Annotated in this window: 16 protein-coding genes; 3 read left to right on the forward strand and 13 right to left on the reverse strand. The window is 34.7% G+C overall.

The genetic code is table 11. From position 1 onward, the window contains the following. Positions 1-107 precede the first annotated feature (107 nt). Together RT261_RS09215 and RT261_RS09220 are read right to left on the reverse strand one after the other, a co-directional pair. Positions 108-2,474 (reverse strand): ATP-dependent DNA helicase, encoded by a 2,367-nt coding sequence (locus RT261_RS09215; protein ID WP_313132002.1) that lies wholly within the window; start codon positions 2,472-2,474, stop codon positions 108-110. A 150-nt stretch (positions 2,475-2,624) separates the two neighbouring features. Next, positions 2,625-3,182, reverse strand: coding sequence for a hypothetical protein (locus RT261_RS09220; RefSeq protein ID WP_313132004.1), 558 nt, complete (start codon positions 3,180-3,182; stop codon positions 2,625-2,627). A gap of 323 nt (positions 3,183-3,505) precedes the next feature. Here RT261_RS09220 and RT261_RS09225 point away from each other — a divergent pair, with 323 nt between their 5' ends. Next, positions 3,506-3,871 carry a DUF1292 domain-containing protein gene (locus RT261_RS09225; RefSeq protein WP_313132005.1) on the forward strand — a complete coding sequence of 122 codons (366 nt, stop codon included), beginning with the start codon at positions 3,506-3,508 and terminating at the stop codon, positions 3,869-3,871. 222 nt (positions 3,872-4,093) lie between these two features. Here the strand turns inward: RT261_RS09225 and RT261_RS09230 are convergent, their stop codons facing one another. Next, positions 4,094-6,103 carry an ATP-dependent helicase gene (locus RT261_RS09230; protein ID WP_313132006.1) on the reverse strand — a complete coding sequence of 670 codons (2,010 nt, stop codon included), beginning with the start codon at positions 6,101-6,103 and terminating at the stop codon, positions 4,094-4,096. A 5-nt stretch (positions 6,104-6,108) separates the two neighbouring features. Next, entirely contained in the window at positions 6,109-7,572 is a 1,464-nt protein-coding gene (gene gltX / locus RT261_RS09235; protein ID WP_313132007.1) for a glutamate--tRNA ligase, read from the reverse strand. Between the two features lie 459 nt (positions 7,573-8,031). Here gltX and mgrA point away from each other — a divergent pair, with 459 nt between their 5' ends. Further along, the gene (gene mgrA / locus RT261_RS09240) at positions 8,032-9,021 is read left to right on the forward strand and encodes an L-glyceraldehyde 3-phosphate reductase (protein WP_313132009.1); all 990 of its coding nucleotides are present in this window, start codon (positions 8,032-8,034) and stop codon (positions 9,019-9,021) included. 170 nt (positions 9,022-9,191) lie between these two features. Here mgrA and RT261_RS09245 read toward each other — a convergent pair whose 3' ends face one another. The 7 genes from RT261_RS09245 to RT261_RS09275 all read right to left on the reverse strand — a co-directional run bounded on the left by RT261_RS09245 (position 9,192) and on the right by RT261_RS09275 (position 17,597). Next, on the reverse strand, positions 9,192-9,620 hold the full coding sequence (locus tag RT261_RS09245) for a hypothetical protein (RefSeq protein WP_313132010.1): 429 nt from the start codon (positions 9,618-9,620) through the stop codon (positions 9,192-9,194). Positions 9,621-9,890: 270 nt separating this feature from the next. After that, entirely contained in the window at positions 9,891-11,225 is a 1,335-nt protein-coding gene (locus RT261_RS09250; RefSeq protein ID WP_313132012.1) for an ABC transporter permease, read from the reverse strand. Further along, a complete protein-coding gene (locus tag RT261_RS09255; RefSeq protein WP_313132013.1) occupies positions 11,215-11,511 on the reverse strand; it encodes a hypothetical protein in 297 nt (98 codons plus the stop codon). The genes RT261_RS09250 and RT261_RS09255 overlap by 11 nt, the downstream gene beginning before the upstream one ends. A gap of 26 nt (positions 11,512-11,537) precedes the next feature. Continuing rightward, on the reverse strand, positions 11,538-14,015 hold the full coding sequence (locus RT261_RS09260; RefSeq protein ID WP_313132015.1) for a COG1361 S-layer family protein: 2,478 nt from the start codon (positions 14,013-14,015) through the stop codon (positions 11,538-11,540). A gap of 99 nt (positions 14,016-14,114) precedes the next feature. After that, entirely contained in the window at positions 14,115-15,422 is a 1,308-nt protein-coding gene (locus RT261_RS21150) for an ATP-binding cassette domain-containing protein (RefSeq protein WP_331665443.1), read from the reverse strand. Between the two features lie 181 nt (positions 15,423-15,603). Next, positions 15,604-16,860: an AI-2E family transporter gene (locus RT261_RS09270; protein ID WP_313132017.1), complete on the reverse strand. Its 1,257-nt coding sequence runs from the start codon at positions 16,858-16,860 to the stop codon at positions 15,604-15,606. 83 nt (positions 16,861-16,943) lie between these two features. Then, positions 16,944-17,597 (reverse strand): cytidylate kinase-like family protein, encoded by a 654-nt coding sequence (locus RT261_RS09275; protein ID WP_313132019.1) that lies wholly within the window; start codon positions 17,595-17,597, stop codon positions 16,944-16,946. A 376-nt stretch (positions 17,598-17,973) separates the two neighbouring features. Here RT261_RS09275 and RT261_RS09280 point away from each other — a divergent pair, with 376 nt between their 5' ends. Beyond that, positions 17,974-18,531 carry a manganese efflux pump MntP gene (locus RT261_RS09280; RefSeq protein WP_313132020.1) on the forward strand — a complete coding sequence of 186 codons (558 nt, stop codon included), beginning with the start codon at positions 17,974-17,976 and terminating at the stop codon, positions 18,529-18,531. A gap of 541 nt (positions 18,532-19,072) precedes the next feature. Here RT261_RS09280 and RT261_RS09285 read toward each other — a convergent pair. Beyond that, a complete protein-coding gene (locus tag RT261_RS09285; protein ID WP_313132022.1) occupies positions 19,073-19,270 on the reverse strand; it encodes a CDGSH iron-sulfur domain-containing protein in 198 nt (65 codons plus the stop codon). Positions 19,271-19,443: 173 nt separating this feature from the next. After that, entirely contained in the window at positions 19,444-20,505 is a 1,062-nt protein-coding gene (gene ytvI / locus RT261_RS09290) for a sporulation integral membrane protein YtvI (protein ID WP_313132024.1), read from the reverse strand. Between the last annotated feature and the right edge of the window lie 18 nt (positions 20,506-20,523).

Below are 20,523 nucleotides of genomic sequence, written 5' to 3' on the forward strand. Positions count from 1 at the left end.
TGTTAAAGATTCTATTAAGAAACAGTAAATAAAATAAAAAGAACTTTTTATTAAAATAGTGTCTGCTGAATTAAGCTTAGCTTGGCTTAATCATCAGACACTATTTATTAACTTTTATTCCAAAAACATTCTAATTCTGTTTCCATGGATTGTAAATCCACCGTAATATTAGGAAACCATTCTCTGGGGAATAAGCTTATATATTGTTTTTGCACAAAACGTTCATCCAGTAGAAGTATGGCACCTTTATCCTCCATAGTCCGTATTACGCGGCCGGCAGACTGCTGTACTTTATTCATCCCCTGATATAGATAGGAATAGTCGAAACCTCTGCCGTTAATACTGTCATAATAACTACGGAAAAGTTCACGTTCATTGCCCACCATAGGCAGCCCCGTCCCTACAATAACAGCACCAATTAACCTGTCACTTTTTAAGTCAATCCCTTCACTGAAGATACCACCCATGACGCAAAATCCTATTCTGCTTGTCTCAGGCTCTGTAGTGAATTCCTCCAAAAAGGCCTCTTTTTCCAATTCAGTCATATAACTTTTTTGAATGACCAGACCCTCCAAAGAACCTTCTGCCAATTGAGCAATACTATTTAACATCTGGTAAGAGGGGAAAAACACCATGTAATTTCCTTTTTTAGCACTTGTAAAGGAATATATATACTCACATATTCTTTTATACTCTGTTTCGTTACGCCTTGTATATTTCGTACTTACATCCCTTCCAATCATAAGCAGCCTGTTATCCGTATGAAAAGGTGATGGGGCATAAACTGCATAATCTTCTTCCCTTCCCCCTAATTGTTCCTTATAGTAATGAATGGGCAATAAGGTGGCAGAAAAGAACACCGCACTTTTTCCTTTCTCCAGACATTTATTTAGATTACAGGAAGGATCCATGCATAGCAATTTGATCCGAAATTCTCCTTGTTCATCATAATCGGTATAGGTCAGGTATTTTTCATTATAGATATCATAAATATTCAAGAAATGCCTGATATCAAGATATAGTTGGAGAACCTCTTCCTTTCCTTCTATATTGGAATTATCCTGTAAAAACTCATCATACTCAGTCATTAAACGAAGTAAATGAAGAACAAAGTCGGTAATGTTTTCAACCACATTACAATTATCGCATTCCCGCTTTAATTTTAGTAAATCTTCATTACAGGTTTGCAGCCTTCTTTCTAATTTTTTACTTACTGCCTTCACTAAATTTTTCACTGTCAGGAATTGCTTTTTATAAAGAACGGCACTATACATCTCTCTTGCCCGTTCAACCAGATTATGTGCTTCATCTATTAAGAATACATAGTCATTCTTTTTCTCATTTATAAAGAATCTCCGCAAATACACATTAGGGTCAAATACATAGTTATAATCACATATTATACTATCTGCCCAAAGAGTTACATCCAAAGACATTTCAAAGGGGCATACCATATGTTTTTCTGCATACTCCTGAATTAACTCTCTGGAGATTTCATTTTCATTATTTAATAAATCAAATACAGCATCGTTAACCCGGTCATAATGTCCTTTTGCTCGGGGACAGGCAGCGGGGTTACAATCCGGTTTATCTAAAATACATATTTTTTCTTTTGCAGTTATGGTAACGGACTTTAAATGCAGCCCTTTTTTAACTAGCAGCTGAAAGGTCTCTTCTGCTACCGTTCTTGTTATGGTTTTAGCAGTCAGGTAGAATACCTTCATAACAAATCCTTCTCCCATTGCTTTCACTGTGGGAAATACAGTAGAAATTGTTTTACCTACTCCGGTAGGTGCTTCTATAAACAGCCGTTTATCCCGTATAATCGTTCTGTAAACATCAGCAACCAGCTTCTTTTGCCCCGGCCTATATTCAAAGGGAAATTCAATTTCTTTAATACTTTTATTCCTGTATAAGGACCAATTATACTGCCAGGCAGCCCACTTCCCATATTCCTCTATCACTTTTTGAAACCAATCTTCTAAATCTTCTATGGAAAAAGTCTCTTCAAAATACCGGATATTCTCCGTTTCCATATTACAGTAGGTCATACGGATTCCGATGGTATTGTGCATATGCTGTTTTGCATAAATATAGGCATAACACATAGCTTGGGCACGATGTACCGGAACAGGCGCCTCTAGATGGCTTAGCTCCATATATACACCCTTGATTTCATCAATGACAATAGATGGACTTTCTTCTGGCAGACTAATAATACCATCCGCCCTTCCTTCTACTGTTATTTCCAATTCCAGCTCATCTCTCTTAACTGGCACCATAATACTAAGGGGGAATTCTGCATTGTAATTAGAACCCATCCTCTTTTGTATCTTTCGATGAATCCTGCTGCCTTCCTGCATAGCCTCGGTATCTTTTCTGCCGCCGGTTCTATTATCCAAATCGCCAGATTTTAGAACGAACTCTACCAGAGACCTTACTGATATTTTAATTTCATTCTTATCCTTTTCCATAACTACATCTCTTCCTACGAAAAAAGGTATCCAAATGGTGTGCCAATTAGATACCTTTCTTATTTTATGTTATATTGACCATGTATACTTAGTTCATATCTGTATTTTATCACTTATCCAGAAAGAAATAAACTATACCGTCAACTTTTCTTATAAATATTCTGTATAAATCTCATCATCGTCATCAAAGAGCCCTTTTTCATATCCTTTTGTCCAGTCAATGTTATTCGTTCTCCTGTGTTTTACCAAAGGTTTATTTGGTTTTTCAGACTTACCGCTGAATTCCTGATCCAGCTTCTTCTGTTTGACTTTTTTCTCTTTTTCTAATCTTTTCAGTGTCTCAAATTTGTCAGGCTGTTGCTCTCTTTCTTTTGTCTGACCAGATTTTGATCTGGATTCTGAGCGTTGGTTACCTTTGCCATAGTTTTTGTCGTTTTCGTAATCATCGTCTTTGTTAAAGGAATTACTCTTAAAATCTCTGTTTTTGTTGTAGCCTCCTGTTTTACCGGATCTCTCTTTATTCCCACCTTGAGAATTTCCTCCGAAGGAGGTTCGACCGGCAGGCCTATTCTCTCTTTTTTCCGGAATGGAAGCTCCTTTATTACCCCCATTATCACGACTTGTTCTTGGCTTGTAATTTTCATTCGATCTAGACTGTCTTCCTAGATTTTCTCTTGGTCTGCTATCCCTAGCATTGGTTGTAACCACTGAAGTTCTCCTCTCTTAACTTTGAAATACTTCTTTCATTAAAATATTGCTTATTATGACCGGAAAGCTTGTTTATAACTGCATTGTTTTACCACAATCATATTGTATATTTTATTCTATTTTAATATAAAGTCAATCACTTTTTGTAAATTTTAAGATAAATTTAAATAATTAATATACCTAGAATTACCTTGCTTTTTTGTAATAAATCTGTTAAAGTCAAATTGTTAGAAATAATAGAATTGGTTATCCTATTCTTATTGTTTTAATATTTATAGAGCCCAGGCAGACACCCTGTAAATGGGCATGAAAGAGAGGTATTTATGAGCGAACACGGATGCGGATGCGGTTGTGGACACGATCACGAACACGAACATGAACATGATCAGTTGAATGTAACATTAACACTTGATGACGGTACCGAATTAGAATGTGCAGTTCTTTGCATCTTCCCAGTTGGAGATAAAGATTATATTGCACTTGTACCTGTTGATAATGAAGATGAAGAAGAGGGAGAAATCTTCTTATACCAATTCATAGAGCATGAGAATGAAGAAATCGAATTACTTAATATTGAAAATGATGATGAGTTTGAAGCAGTTTCAGATGCTTTCGATGAATTAATGGACAGTGAAGAATTTGATGAAATGTTCGATGATGAGGAAGATGAGGAAGATGGCGAAGAATAATTCCTTTGTATTCCAATAGGACGCTTTACCTTGTAGTTGTTAATAAAACGTTACAATCATATAAGGTTTAAAACTATAAAAGGGCTGTTGTAAAATGAATGTTTTATACCGTATATGGAGGATCAGTCTAATTCTCTATATCTGTTATCACATTTCATTTTGCAGCGGCCCCTTTTATAATTAATATAAAATGGTAATCATAATTACTCCAATTCCACACTCTTATTGTGTCTCTTCTATAATAGTCAACAACATGTTCTGAATGCAAAATTCTAAGTCTAATGTCCTCTCCTTCTTTAACCGGTCAAAATAGATCACCAATCTGCCTTGTTTATTTTCTTTGATTTCACCAAGTCCATAGGTTTTATGCTCAACTTTTGTGCCGGGGATTAATTTTTCTCTGTCTAAGAGAATTTCTCCAACGAATCTGGAACAGGTCAGCTCCTTATTATAACGTTCTTTTACGGAATAGATATGTAAATATTCTTTGGCACGGGTCATGGCTACATAAAACAGTCTTCTTTCTTCTTCTAAATCTGCATCAACCACCGCTTTTCGATGGGGGGTAATGCCTTCGTTAGCATCTACGATAAAAACAGCTTCATATTCCAGACCTTTAGAACTATGCATAGTTGCCATAGTTACACTATCCCTGTCTTTGTTCTTCCTATTATTTGCTTGTTCCTTTAATTCTTCTTTATATTCTTCAATATGATCAAACCATTCTTCATAGCTTTTATATGGTTTTGCAGCTTCTTGCAATTCATTCAGGGTTTCCATTAGCTCGTCCCCTTTTATTCTCCGATAGTCTGCATATTCGGATAAATATTCTTCATAGCCGATTCCCTTTCGAATATAATTGATAGCCGCAAAAGGACTCATGGTTTTCAGCAGGTGTATATCATATTCCAGTTTATCAATCCGGTCTATCATCCAATCCTTGTCCTTATAATATTCCCTTAACTTTGGAAATTCCACATAAGGCTCATCAAAACATTCTCTGTTCAGATATCTTTTAGGGCGATTGGAAATCTGTAGAAATAGCCCTCTTTCCCTGCTTCCCATTGCTATTTTAATATAAGTTATAATATTGGCAGCAATCCAGTGGTCATAAATATTTGGAACCATATCCTTCATCTGAAAAGGAACGTTATATTCCATCATCTTTTCAATTAAGGCTCTTGGTCCGGTATTGGTTCGAAATAGTACAGCCATATTGGAAAATGGCATCCCCAGTTTATAATATTGCAATATATTCGCCACTACCATACTATTTTGTTCTTTTAATTCTTTGAAGGTTTTTATTACCACATCATGACCATATGGCTTAACCGCTTTTATGTTCTTGGCATATCTTTTTGTATTATTTTTTACTAAAGATGCGGCTTTACTTACAATATTAGCCGATGAACGGTAATTGGTATCCAGCAGTATCTTTTTAGCACTGGGATAATCATTTTGAAAGTTTAGCATAATTTCAGGCTTAGCACCACGAAAACGATAGATGGATTGGTCATCATCCCCTACAATAAACAGGTTGTTTTCTGGTAAGGCAAGAAGCCTTATAATTTCATACTGCACTCTATTAATATCCTGAAACTCATCAATTAAAATATATTGAAACTTCTGCTGCCATACCCTTAATATATCCGGTCTTTCTTTTAACAGTTCATAACACATAATCAGCATATCATCAAAATCTATCATATTAGCTCTTCGAAGCCGATTATCGTATGCCGTATATATTTTCTTAAAGACCTCTTCCGAACAGTTAATAGAATAATAATGTTCTAAGTCCAGTCCTTCCCCTTTAACCAAGCTAATTTCAGAGAATATGCCGGAAATAAAATCTTTTTCATCTTCAATCTCTAAATTATTCTGTTCAATAATCTCTCTCATATATTGGTATCTTTGTTCTTCACGGATAATATTAGACGCTTGAAAGCGATAGGCATATTTTAGAATTGTAAAAAACACAGCATGAAAAGTTCCAAAATTTACTCCATTACATTTACCGGAAGTCAATCGGAGAAACCGTTCTTTCATCTCTTCTGCTGCTGCCTTAGTAAATGTAATTACTAAGATATTATGAGGATTCACTCCGTATTCTTCAATCAACTTGGCAGTTCTTCTTGTAATAACAAGAGTTTTTCCAGAGCCGGGCCCTGCTAATACCAGCATGGGCCCTTTATTATGATTAATTGCTTTTATTTGTGATTCGTTTATATCCATAGGCATTAAAGATTGCTTAATTTATCTATAGCAATTTTGATGCGGCGAATGCTTTCTTCCTTACCGATTATATTCATGATTTCATATGCACCGCCTGGTGTTGACTGTTTTCCGGATACTGCCGTTCTAAGAGGCCATAATCCGGTACCATTCTTAATACCTTTTTGTCCGATATAATTCATAACTACTTCCTCAATAGCTGGAATAGAGTAATCCACTAAGGCTTCTAATAATGGTAATTGTTCCTTTAAAACCTCTAAAGATATTTCTTCATTGGTTTTCATCTTTTTATGAGTATACATGGCTGTATCATATTCCGGTAATTCGTCAAAGAAATCAATCAGATCCTTGATGTCCAGGAAAGTTTCTATTCTGGATTTTACCAAATCAGCTATTTTGTATAGGTCTAAATCTTTATGAATGGCTTCTTTAATATAAGGAATGGCCATTTCGTAATATTTTTCATTGTCCATTTTCTTAATATATTCGCTGTTCATCCATCTTAGCTTGTTCATATCAAAAACAGCTGGTGCCTTATTAATATGAAGATAATCAAATTCTTTTATTAAGTCTTCTAAGGAAAATATTTCTTCATTACTGGAAGAGCTCCAGCCAAGAAGAGCGATAAAGTTAACAATGGCTTCTGTTACAAATCCCTGCTCCAACAAATCTTCGAAAGAAGAGTGTCCGCTTCGTTTTGACAATTTTTTATGCTCTTCATTGGTAATCAAAGGACAATGTACATAAATTGGTTCTTCCCATCCAAAGGCTTGGTAAAGTCTTGTATATTTTGGTGATGAGGATAAATATTCATTTCCCCTAACTACATGAGTTATGCTCATAAAATGATCGTCTACTACATTGGCAAAATTATAGGTAGGAAAACCATCAGACTTTATTAGAATCATATCATCCAGTTCTTCGTTATCAACTGTAATATCTCCATAAATAGCATCATGGAATGTAGTGGTTCCCTCCGTCGGATTATTCTGTCTGATAACATAAGGCATGCCTGCTGCAAGATTTGCTTCCACTTCTTCTTTTGATAAGTGCAAACAGTGCTTATCATATTTTATGATTTCTTTATCTTCTTCTTCAGAAACCACGCTTTTTAGAGTTTCTAATCTTTCTTTGGTACAGAAACAGTAATAAGCCTCTCCCTTTTCAATTAATTCTTTTGCATATTTTAAATAGATGCCTTCCTTTTGACGTTCACTTTGTACGTATGGTCCGCATCCCCCATCTTTATCCGGTCCTTCATCATGAATCAAACCGGTCTTTTCCAGGGTTCTATAAATAATTTCAGTGGCACCTTCCACAAATCTTTCCTGATCCGTATCTTCAATTCTTAGAATAAAATCTCCGCCCTCATGTTTTGCAATTAAATATTCATACAGTGCGGTTCTTAGATTGCCAACATGCATTCTTCCTGTTGGACTTGGTGCATAACGAGTTCTTATTCTGCTCATGTTTTATCCTGCTTTCTTTATTTATCTGGGTATCATGCAGCTTTTATATATAATGAGCTGATAATGTGGTAAAAATCATTCTATTTTTCTGCTGCAGATATTGGTTATCATAGGTAATAATATAATCCATGTACTGGCGTATGTCAAGCATTGCAAAGTGTGATAAATGAATTATAATTCATATAAAATAAGAAGATTCTATACTAAAAAAACAAAAATAACTCCTATAAAATAATACTAAAGTTGTGATGCACAAAACCGGTATAGTATTCGTCCTTCTCCTCCTTTTTAATCAGATATTTGCATACTTGATTATCAGAATCTCTTTACCTCATTATTGATCCTTTGAAAACATATTTTACACCTAAATTCTATTGCAGTAATCCGTTTTACGTTATATGATAGAAACATATAAAAGATTCAAATGTAATAAACATAAAAATTAGAAAGAGGTGCACTATGTATTCAGCCAATGAAAAACGTTACGATACAATGATATACAACCGTTGCGGTAAAAGCGGTCTTAAACTTCCCGCTTTATCTCTAGGTTTATGGCATAATTTTGGTTCTTCCAATATATACGACAATATGGTTGATATGGTTACAACTGCTTTTGATCATGGAATTACACATTTTGACCTTGCAAATAATTATGGACCAAAGCCAGGTTCAGCGGAAGAAAACTTTGGAAGAATTTTAAAGAATGAAATGAAACCATATCGTGATGAAATTGTTATTTCATCCAAAGCCGGTTATTATATGTGGCCGGGCCCTTATGGTGAATGGGGAAGCAAGAAATATTTAATATCCAGTTTGGATCAAAGTCTGAAAAGACTAGGCGTAGATTATGTAGATATCTTTTATTCTCATAGACCAGATCCGGAAACACCACTGGAAGAAACCATGATGGCACTGGATCAGATTGTTCGTTCCGGTAAAGCACTTTATGTAGGTATATCCAGTTATAGTCCGGAGCAAACCAAAGAAGCTATTAAGATATTAAAAGACTTAGGAACCCCGCTTCTTATACATCAACCAATCTATAATATGTTTGACCGTTGGGTTGAAGATGGATTACAAGATGTACTGAGTAAAAATGGAGTTGGAAGTATCGCTTTCTGTCCATTGGCACAAGGCCTTCTTACCAACAAATATATCCATGGAATTCCCACAGATTCTCGTGCAGCGGACTCAAGAACCTCTTCCCTAACTTCAGAATCCATAAGTGAATCTGATATTGATAAAGTTAGAAAACTTGAGCAAATCGCCAAAGACCGTGGTCAAACAATGGCTCAGCTTGCATTGGCATGGGTACTGCGAAATGGAAAAGTTACCTCTGCATTAATTGGCGCCAGCAAATCTTCACAAATACTTGAAAACATTGATACTTTAAAGAACTTAAACTTTACCCAAGATGAATTAAAAGCTATTGATACTATATTAAAGTAGAGCATTATTAATCAGATTAAGACTTTTATAAAACATTAAACTGCCATTCTGAGCCCATATACAGCATATCCGAATAAAGATAAAGAATTACTCTTTTTAATGAGATTTCTCCTTTATTCAGCTGTGCTGAATATACCCTTAGAATGACAGTTTTGTACAGACAATATATCTTAATAAAATTGATCCATATTGTAGAATTCTCTCATATACTCTGAAAACTCTCCACTCATAATCATATTCATAGTAGATGCAAGGAATATAACCAATAATACAATACTGATTAAAATTACAACCAGACTTGCTCTTGCCCAATTCTTTTTAGAAGGGGGAGTATCATTGCTAAAAGCCCAAACTAACAGTAGTACCGGATACGCAAATATACCTACAAAAGGAATAAATGGTACCAACATAGATAACAACCAATTACCAAAGGAAATTGTTTTTTCTTTATCTTGTTCTTGAACTTCTTGATTAGTTTGATTTATCCCGGAATTATATTCCGTTATTGCAGAACCATTCTCACGGAATGAGTTTCCACAGTACTCACAGAAATTAGCATTCTCATTCTCTGTATTTCTACCGCACATTTTACAAATCATTGCTTGTTCATCCTTTCCTTTTCATATAACACCATTAATCCGATTATATCACATTTATCCAAAAAGCTAAACTTATTTTTATGGGGTTTTTATCCTTAGTGTTTGAAAAATACTGCAATCCCTTAGATTTGAACTATGCTTATCCAATCTGTTTCTACTCAAATTTGCCTTATAAAGCAAATTTGACCTTTAAAAGTATGAGACCCGTTTCATCTCATACTTTCAAAGGTCCAAATATCCTATATAGGCCAAAGTATACTTAGTTCCTCATCATCCGTCGGTCTTCATAGCTTCAATTGCACTGATTTTAGTTGCTCTACGTGCAGGATAATATCCTGAAACAAGCCCGATAACAATTGCAATTCCTGCTGCTACGAATGGCAGCCATATTGGAATGACTGAAAATTTAGTATTCTCCATATTATACATATAGTTTCCTGAAAATAATGATTTAAATAAAGGTTGACCGAACTTATTGATTCCCCATGAAGTTATGTAACTTAAGATGATTCCTATAATTCCTCCCATGAGTCCTATGATACCAGCTTCAAATAAAAACAATTTCTTTATGTCCCTGATAAAACAGCCCAGTACCTTCATGATACCAATTTCCTTCGTTCGTTCATAAATTGACATAACCATTGTGTTTGCTATATTAATGGCGGATACCAACATGGAAATAGCACCGATCCCACCTAAAACCATTTGAAGCATTCTAGAGGTTTCCTGCATTGGTTTTAAGAAAGTTCCTAAACTTGTTGGCTGGTATCCCATTTCCTTAATTGCATTTTGAACTTTATCTAAGTTTTTAACATTATCTACTGATATTTGTATACGTTCATAGGTCTCTAAGGATTTCAACGCTTTTTTACGATCTTCTGTCTTTAAAGAACTGGCATACTTTTTATAAAGACTTTCAAAGTAAGCAATGTCCATATAAACATTTCCGTCATATTGCCAGTTATCTGTCTTCTCCATCACGGCGTAATCTGTCACTGTCATGGAAAATTGCTTTTTACTTTCCTCTGGCATATATTCATATCCAAAGCGAAATATTATTTTGTCATTTTCTAAATCTACGGTAGTCGGTTCCCATCTTCTTGATCTGGGATCGTAAAAATTATTAGGAATTTCTGCACCCATTACCACGACTTTATTATTTTCATCTGTTGGATAACTTCCACTGGTTAAAGCCGGAAAATCAAAATCTTCAAAGGTACTGCTGTCCATAGCCATAATTTGTATGTAATTTTCGTACTTTCCACTGATTAACATGGCACTTTTACTGACAACTGGAGATACCGCCCTTACATGCTTTATTTCTTTTATCCGTTCGACCAGACTGTCATCCATTGATTGTTCCTTCATGTCTACATAATTACCTTCCTCATCCATGATCGGGGCATGCCTCTCAACTGTGATAGTGGTCAGACTACCCAGTTCCATGACCTGAGATTCGTAATTCTTATTCATTCCCACACCAATAGAAACCATAACCACAATGGAGATAGTACCAATGATGACACCAATAACCGTTAATGCGGTTCTTGCCTTACGTCTGCTTAAATTTCTTAGACCCATGATAAATAAGTCACTAATCTTCATACAGCTCAAGTCCTTTTTTGATTTTTCTCTTTGCTAACAATACTCCTATCCCTATTGATACGGCTAATGATACGGCAGTAATTCCTATTACAAATATCCAGTTGGAAAGCAGGGGATCTTTTGTTTTCATTCCTCCCATATCACCTCCCATGTCGCCTTCTATAAAGCCGCCTTCCATACCATCAATATTAATATCTGCACTTTCACTGATGATGGAATGATTAAAGGAATTGGCTGCATCTAGAAGTACTTGCACATTCATATCCTGATCTATTAATACTTTCATATTTGTTCTCCCTTCTAGTCTTTATATTATTCTCCTAATTCCATATCTTCTTTTTTTCTTAATTTTTTTAAATGCAAACCTAATACGATTTTTCTGCTTACAGGTATACCTACCACTAAGACACCAGCTTGAATAATTACAAACAGCCAGATTGGAAGGATTGGCTTTTTAACAGAGGCCTCCACCGGGAACTCTCCGCCCATACCGTCACCGCCTGGGAACTCAGGAACAAATTCTCCTTGAACTACGGATTCAAATTCTTTAGTAACTTTTACTTCTTCACCGTTACTATCTTCGAAGCTAATAACTAGATTACCTTTAGCAGTTCCCTCCAATGTTGGTATAATTTCCATTTCTACATATTCAGAAGCACCGGATTGTACATTTCCAATATAATACATATTTCCAGTAGTTAGTGTATAATCTCCTTCTACAGTAGCATATACATTGTTAAGAGTAGATTTACCCATGTTATAGAATTCAAAGGTAACTGCTGTAGGCTGGTTAACAGTAGGAGTACCCCAGGAACCTACATAGATATTATTTACAACCGGTCTTGAATTCTCTACTGCCTGCAAATTAATAGTTTCTGTTACTTTCTCGCCGATTTCACCGGTAGTTGGATTAACTTCCGCTCCGGCATATTCATATTCAAATTTAATTTCTAACGGATATGCTTTTGTAACTGCGTCTGACTTTACCTTTAATTCGATGGAATTCTCCTTGGTTTGTCCGGCAGATATCTTGTCAATATAGAAAGTATTACTGCCTTTGGTTACTGCAAATACATTCTCTGCCTGTGATACCGTTACTTTAATATTCTTGGCATCCACATTAGAATGAGTATTGTAGATATCGAATATGAAGTTAAATGTACTTCCTGCTCTTAATTCTTCTATGTCTGTTGAAAAGTTACTAATGATTAATTTCGGCTTACTGGTTGCTCCACTATTTTGTACATCCAATACATAAATAGTTGCGGGATCTGACTGTGGAGTTCCGCTATTATCTTTATAGTCACATTTTATTTCTAATGTATGTACACCTTCTGCAGCTTCGTTGGAAACTAATAAAGGCATGGTAATTCTTGCTTTTTTCCCACCTTCTAACTTCTCAAGGTATTGGTAAGGATCAGAATTAACAGGACTGAAATTAGTATTAGACAAATTAGTAGCTGCTATTTTTATTTCATTAATATCAATTTTACTTTTATTTATCAAATCAAAAGATACATCCACTCTTCCACCTGCATTTGGTGAGTTGGGACTTTGGGTTACATTACTGATTACAATATTGGGTTTTCCTTCAGAAGATACTCCGTCAGCCGCTGTTACCTCCAAATATAAAGTATTGGTAGCTGTATAAGGATTTCCTTTACTATCTTTATAAGAAATCTTAACTGTAACTGTTTTTAGCCCTCCTTTTGCTTCTTTTGAAACAATCAACGGAACTTTTGCATCAATTTTTTTACTTTGTTTTAAATTTCCTACTTTTACTGTTTTTGTAGTGTAATTAGGAAGAAAACTCTCAACTCCCAGTCCTTCAATTTCAACTTCTATATCTTTTGCCTCGGATGCACCTGCATTGCGTAAAGTAGTAACCAGGTTAAAAGTACTTCCAGCTTTTAATTCACCTGCATGTTTGGTACTGTCAATTTCAATTTTTGGTGCATTACTGTTTTCATCAATATTAATATAAATTTTATTTTCGGTCTTTGTTTCAACACCATCTATATCTTTTGAAGTCATATTAATGGTCAATGTTTTAGAACCAGCTGTTGCAGTTGATAAAATACTTACTGGGAGTATCACCTGAAAAGACTCTCCTGCAGTCAGTTTTCCATTATAACCTGCCTCCTGATTTAATTTGGAGTATTTAGGTGATATACCTGCTGCCTCATACCCATCTACACTAAAGCGTGTATTCAGAGCGGTTATTTCACCTTCATTCTTTATAACAAAAGATAAATCTGCACTGCTTCCTATGATAGCATTATCAAATGCAACATTATCAACTGTTAATTGTGCAGGTTCTTTTTCTTCTGAAATAACAACATCAAGACTTGGAACCTGAAGGGTAACTTCCTCACTTTGATTCTCCTCATTAAAAGCTGTATATTTAACGTAGATCTTTAATGGATAAGCACCAATCTTCGCCGTCTCTTTTACCTTTAAATCAAATTCTATGTAAGTAGTAGCAGCGGATATACCCACAGGTGGATTGTTTGATGAGTAACCGTCTGCGCTTAGTTGAATATTCTCAGCAGTAAAAGGTACATCTTTTTTATCCACTGAAATTCTTGGATTTGATATATAAGTACCTGTTGATCTAACTGGTAACTTAACATGAACTGTTTTACCAGGAATTCCAACAATATCATTTACTTTTTCAGTAAAGCTTAAAGATGCAGTGGCCGCATTCACGGATAATGGAGTTCCTGATAAATTGCTGATTATTAAAGCAAATATCACAATTAGCATTAATATTTTTCTTGCTTTTTTCATTCTTAATCCCTCTTCTTCCTTTTTAATTAGCTTTATTTATATCTCATTCTTCCTCAAGTCTACTCTGATTCCGTCCTTTATTTTTATGTATATGCATCTTTATTCTTTCGTAGATGCAATGTCTGACATATGGTCTATATTGTTGTCTTTTGACGGTGTTTCTGAATCAACTTCCTCCGGATACACAATATCTACATTCATATCAAAGATACCGTCTAAATCTATCTTTATATCTAGCTCTGTATCTGTATTACTTTTTGAATCTATATTCTCTTTTGTATCTGTAGTACTTCCCACATCTATTTTGTTCCTTGTATCTGAATTGCCTATTGTTTTTGCATTTTTGTCTTTCGCATTTTTGTCTTTCGCATTTGCATTTTTGCGTTTTGTGCTTGCGTTACGTTTCGAATTCTCATTTCTTTTCATATCCGCATTTCTGTCTTCATCTGCATTAACTCTCTCATCCGCATTTCGTTTCACATCTGCAGATTGTTTCCCATCCACATTGGTTTTTACAACCGCATCGGTTTTCATATCTACATTATTTTTTGATTCTGCATTATCTTTCGCAGCAACATTGGTTTTTGCAACTGTGCTGTTTTTCGCACTTACATTATCGTTTGCATCTACATTGATTTTTACATCCGGTTTATTCTCAGTTCCCTCCGGGCTCTGTTCTGAATCTTCATCATTATTCTGAGTAATATCCCGTCTGATTTCAATATCCTGAATTTTACCGTCCAATATATGTATAATCTTGTCTGCAAATTCTGCTAAACGTCTATCATGGGTTACCATTACAATGGTCTGTTTGTTTTCTTTAGCTATCTGACGTATCAGACCCATGACCTCCATAGTCGTTTTGGTATCCAGATTACCCGTAGGTTCGTCTGCAAATACAATTTCTGGTTTCGCAACAAAAGCCCTGGCAATACCAACTCTCTGCTGCTGACCGCCACTCATTTCTTTAGGTTTATGAGCAACACGGTTTCCCAAACCAACCTTTTTCAGCATATCCTTTGCCAGGGATTTTCTTTTCTTCGCCTTCACTCTTTTAAACACCAGAGGGAATTCTACATTCTCCAACGCAGTCATAGAATTAATCAGATTATAGGATTGAAAAACAAATCCTAAGTACCGCTGCCGAAATCTTGCTAAGCTGCTTTCGTTCATTCGATGTATTTTCTTTCCCTTTATAATAATCTGACCGGCTGATAGTTTCTCAATGCCGGCCATTAGATTTAGTAAAGTTGATTTACCTGAACCGGATGTTCCAAGCAAGCAACAGAATTCACCTTTTAAAATGTCAAAGCTCACATCATCTACCGCAAATATTCTCTCTGTTCCCATTCTGTATATCTTCTTTACATTCTTAACCTGAATTACAGTTTCAACCTGGTTTTGCACTCTAGCTCCACCTCCTAAATTATTCCTTGGTTTCTAAATAATCCTACTCTAAAAATCTTAAATAAAGACTATATAATTTCTTAAGAATTTCTGAATTCATAGCATATACTGTCATATTTTATATTATGACATTCCAATATGATCTTTGATTTTTGTTCTATTTTAATTTATTAATTATGTCTTATATCTTTTTTCTTTCCTGCACTCTTTCCAATTGTACTTTTTTTTCCTTTTCCCCCTTCTCTTCTCCTTCTTCCCCATTTTTCTTTTCCAGTCTGTAATCTATATATCTGACAAATAAGACTTTAATTAATGCACCTACTGGAACTGCCAATAACATACCCAGTAACCCGCCAATTGCATTACCGAATATTAAGGATATGATTACCAATACCGGATGAATCTCTATACTTTGGCTAAGTAATTTTGGTTGTATAACATTTCCATCCAATGTTTGAACAATAAACAGGGCAATAACGGCAATTAACAATTCCCTGTACTGTCCGTTAATAAGACATACGATTGCAGAACCTCCGTAGGCAATAAAAGGCCCAAGATAAGGCACTAAATTACCGATTCCTGCTATGATTCCTATAAGAAAAGCAAACTTCACCCCAACAACGGATAAGGTTAAGCTAATTAATATCATCATAACCACCGCATCTGTTAACTGCCCTCTGATATAGCCGCTAAATACATGGTCTACATCCTCTATAAATCTGCTGATTCTTTTATTTGACTTTTCACCTAATAAGGCTTTACCTACTTTACTAACAAACTTCTTAATCATAGCCCCATCAATCATAAAATATATGCCTATAATGGTAGAGAATATAAATGTAGTTAAGTAGGAGGATATATTACTAATAGAAGACACCAGAGAACTTGCCATAACTTTTAACCCATCTAATAACTTTGTGGAAACAAGTCTTACATAGTCTGATACTTCTTCGGATTGAATATCTAATTTATTTAATTGAACTAAAACAGAACTATAGAAATCATTGATATTCTTCTTGTAGGATTCTGCCAGTATTATAAGGTCATCAAAGTTAGCAAAACGGATTTGATCCGTTACGCTGAACACCAATAAGGATATTATACCAGATAACACAAATACAATAAGGATGATTGTAGTTAATACTGCTAATGTTCTGGGAGACTTGAGATGTCTTTCCTTCCCTTTTCTTCCTATCTTTATCTTTCTATAATTCTTTTCAAAGAATTCAATTACCGGATCAAAGATATATGCAAATACAAATGCCAAGACTATTGGCCTTGCTACTCTCACCAGCCAGGACAATTTATCCATGATAAATTGAAAGATTGCCGGTGCGCTTTTAGCAACTAAACTTAAGCTATAAATAATCATAGCTGTTACGATTACGTAGATGGATATTAAGGTGTATTTCTCATTCAGCTTTTTATTCAGTTTCATTCATTTTTTATCTCCCTATAATATTCTAGGTAATTATGAAATGATTCTTTCATATCATAATTACCTAGTTACATTTTTAAATATTAGATCTTATGTTCAATATAGTTCTTTATACATTCCACACAATTATCAATACCTATATAATCACTGCGCAGGGATAAGTGATAATTCTCTGCTTTTCCCCATTTCTCATTGGCATGGTAATTATAATAATTGGCTCTTCTTTTGTCAATTCTACGGATTTCTTCCTCTACTTTATCCTTAGGCATATGATCTAATTCCATCGCTCTCTTTTTCCTAAATTCTAAACTGGCCCATATAAATATATTTACTACATCCGGCATATCTTTTAGTATATAGTCAGCACATCTTCCTACTATTACACAAGGTCCTTCCTGTGCAACTTTACGTATTACGTCGGATTGAACAAGATATATTCTATCATCTAAAGAAAGATGAGTGAAACCAAGTTCCTGGCTGCCATAAGCATTTAATCCCATGGCAATAGAATAGAGTAAGCTATTGGTTGCTTTTCTTTCTGCATTCTCAAATGCTGCTGCCGCAAAACCACTTTCTTTTACTGCTCTGGCAATTAATTCGTTATCGTAGAAAGGAATGTTTAGGTTAGCTGCAAGCTTTTTACCGATTTCTCTTCCTCCGCTTCCGTACTGTCTGCTAATGGTTATAATTTTACTCATATAATCACTCCATTCTTTCATTTCAGGTAATATGTTCATGTACTAGTACATGGACGCACAAATGGTTATTGTTCTCTCCTATATTATACCATATTGCCAAGACTATGTGAACTTAATTTTTTTAAGTTTAATTTTTGAATAATATACCCATTTAGGCTAACAACTATCATACCATTTAGGCAAACAGCTATCAAAACCTTGACAAAATCTTGTTTAGCAAGTATACTAGCAAATGATAAGGGAGTAATTAGCACAATGTTTGTGTGATAAAGTCAACATACTGATGTTTTACATCTGGCTTTATAAACTTCAATTGCATTTAAAATTGTTAGTATAATGAGACTTATCTGCGGGAGAAGACTGCAGATTGGTCTTTTTTTGTACTAAAAATTAATATACTAAAGGAGTTTTTAAAATGAGTTTACTAGAGTTATTTCTGATTGCTGTTGCTGTTTCTATGGATGCTTTTGCTGTTGCTATTTGTAAAGGTTTATCCATGCACAAAGTCACCTTTAAGAAAGCTTTGACAGTAGGTTTGTATTTTGGGATATTTCAGGCGGGTATGCCCTTAATCGGTTACTTCCTGGGAGTGCAGTTTAGAGATATCATCACTTCCATTGATCATTGGTTTGCCTTTTTCTTATTAGCTTTTATTGGTATTAGTATGATCAAGGAATCCATGAGAAATGAAGGATGTCCAAGTGGTGATCTTGGTTTTAAAAACATGGTGATTCTTGCTTTTAGTACAAGTATAGACGCTTTGGCGGTTGGTATTACTTTAGCTTTTCTTAAAGTGGATGTTATTTATTCTGTTTCATTTATTGGTATTGTTACTTTTATCTTATCTATGGTTGGAGTTAAAATTGGAAATATTTTTGGAATAAGATATAAATCAAAGGCAGAATTGGTAGGGGGTATTGTGTTAGTCTGTATGGGGCTTAAAATTCTTCTTGAACATACGGGGATTTTGTGATTGTACTTAAATGTTGATGAGTCTCCTGCTATACTTTCTTAGTAGGGTTGTAGACAAGATGAGAGGAAGGGTAACTGTTAATAAAGTGTCTTTCTCTTGCTACGAGCATTTCAGCTCGATTGTTCGCTTTGAAAAGTCAACAAGTTGACTTCTCCAATCGTACAATCGGGCTGAAATGCTCGTAGCAAGAGAAAGACACTTTATTAACAGTTACCCTTCCTCTCATCTTGAGTTTACTTTGTTGGGGAAAGTATAGCAGGAGACAAGTTACGTTTTCGATTATAAAATATAAAATTTAGGAAACAGAAATGGGAAGTTAAAATATTGGTTATAGTTATAGGATGAATGGTTTGTTTTTGTTGGCAGATAAGAAAATAGCCGGGTGGGAATGTAATATAATGATAATCATTCCTCCGGCTATTTTTAGATATGTCTATTGGGGATAGGATGTTAATCCTATGGTTAGTTTTGTTTTTGGATATTTATATTGGATATTTTATTTTTATTGTGATTGTTAAGTATTTGTTCGATTTTATTATTCTTATTTTGCTCTTACTTTACTTTCGAATTTCTCCCTGTGGGAGCCATCGCAATATGGTTTGTTTTTGGATAGGCCACATCTGCATAAGTGTAGTTCGGATGAGGTTTCTATTGCTTTTCCTTCACCGTCTATTAATTCTGCTTCACCTTTTATGATAAGAGGTGCGTTATCTAATACTTGTACTGTTATCTTTGACATTTGTTTATCCTCCTTTATTTTAGTTCTTGTTTATTTAATTCATTTATTTGTAATAGTCCTAATAGCATATACTATTGTATGGATTTGGTTTCTTTGTTATTTGGGCAAAAAACCTGTCAATAAAATGTTTTTGCTTTTATTGACAGGTTTTTATATCTCTGATAGGCATTCATTTATTTAAATAAGTGTATGGTTCCTTCGTCATTCATTTTCTTTAATATGGTTACAATAATCGGGAACATAAATAATCCTAGTATTCCAAGGAGCTGAACTCCTACGAACATACAGATTAAAGTTACAACTGGATGGAGACCAATTTGCTGTCCTACTACTCTTGGTTCTAAGGCCTGCCTTACTGCAGTTATAATCAGGTACAAGATTAACATTCCAATACCGATTTTGGTATTTCCCAGTACGAACCCTATAATTGACCATGGTATTAAGATGGCTCCGGTTCCTAATATAGGCATTATATCTACAATTGCAACGACAACTCCCAGTAATATTGCATTAGGTATGCTTAAAATCGAAAATCCTAAGGACAATTCCACAAAAGTTATGGTTATTAGTGTAGCATATGCTTTGATAAATTTACCTAATGTTCCTATAATATTGTCCTTTATTCTGATTACCATCTGACGTTTTTCATCAGATAATTGTCTTAATACAAAGTCAACAATCTTGTGAAAATCAATTGTAAAGAAGAAAGAGGATACAATGGTGAATATTAGATTAATAATCATGGATGGAATTTGCGTAGCTATCCTGGTAACAGCCCCAATTACTGATTCTGACGTGGACTTTATGTAGCCAAAGACGGCATCATTTATAGTATCCAATCGTTCTTCTAAAAATGGTTCGATATTAGGGAATCTTGTAAGTAAATCATCATTTAATGAATTTAATGCCGGTTCTAACTTTTCTGCGTATAATCCGGGCAGCTTAGAAAATAATTCTACAATAAAGGATATTACTTTTGCTCCAACCATAATTGCTAACAATACGATAATACTATAAAAAACAAGCAGAATGAATATGGAAACAAAAGAACGTTTTACATGTGTTTTCTTTGATATAAAATCAATGGATTTACGCAAAATAGCCGCAACCAACATACCAATGACAAAAGGCATCAAAATAGGTAAAAAATATTTAAAGCCAATATAGATAATTCCCAGTGTCACTGCTATAAAAAGAAAATGTATCAAAAACGCTTTTTGTTTTTCCAAATTCATTCTGCCGCTCCTCCTTTG

Source organism: Anaerocolumna sp. (assembly GCF_032079385.1).
In the GTDB taxonomy this organism is placed as follows: domain Bacteria; phylum Bacillota; class Clostridia; order Lachnospirales; family Lachnospiraceae; genus Anaerocolumna.